Raw genomic sequence first — 509 nt, forward strand, 5'->3', positions numbered from 1 at the left:
AGATATAAATGGTTTTATTAATTACTTTGGAACCTTCTCTAACCTTAAAAACAATTCCGTCCATCCAAACGATTAGATAAACAGGTTCTAATGGGCGATTTTGCCAAGCTACGATATCAGAAGTTATAGCATCAGTTATACGTGAAATGGTCGATTGAGAAACGTCAAAATTGTAGACTTCTCTGATCTGTTCTTCAATATCAGAAACGGACATTCCCTTGGCGTAAAGCGACACAATGACGTTTTCTAAGCCTTCAACCATGCTTTTTCGTTTAGGTATCAGCATCGGATTAAAACTAGCATCACGATCTCTAGGAACCTTTATTTCTTCTTCGCCATAACTCGTTTTTATCTTTTTACTAGAATAACCATTACGCACATTTTCTTGCTTGCGTAAATCATGCTTATCGTAATCCAGGTGAGCATCTAACTCACCTTCTAACATTTTTTCAATTCCTCGCTTTTGTAAGTCTTTGAGAAAGTTTTGGAGTTCATCGCCAGTTTTAAAA

The 509-nt window shown here is 36.1% G+C and carries 1 protein-coding gene; it reads right to left on the reverse strand.

Annotation, left to right across the window (positions count from 1 at the left end; all coding sequences use genetic code 11):
* Positions 1-509: transposase (locus N5E64_RS15730; protein WP_280038337.1), on the reverse strand; the 509-nt coding region annotated here is incomplete at both ends.

Source organism: Empedobacter sp. GD03739 (assembly GCF_029843245.1).
In the GTDB taxonomy this organism is placed as follows: domain Bacteria; phylum Bacteroidota; class Bacteroidia; order Flavobacteriales; family Weeksellaceae; genus Empedobacter; species Empedobacter falsenii_B.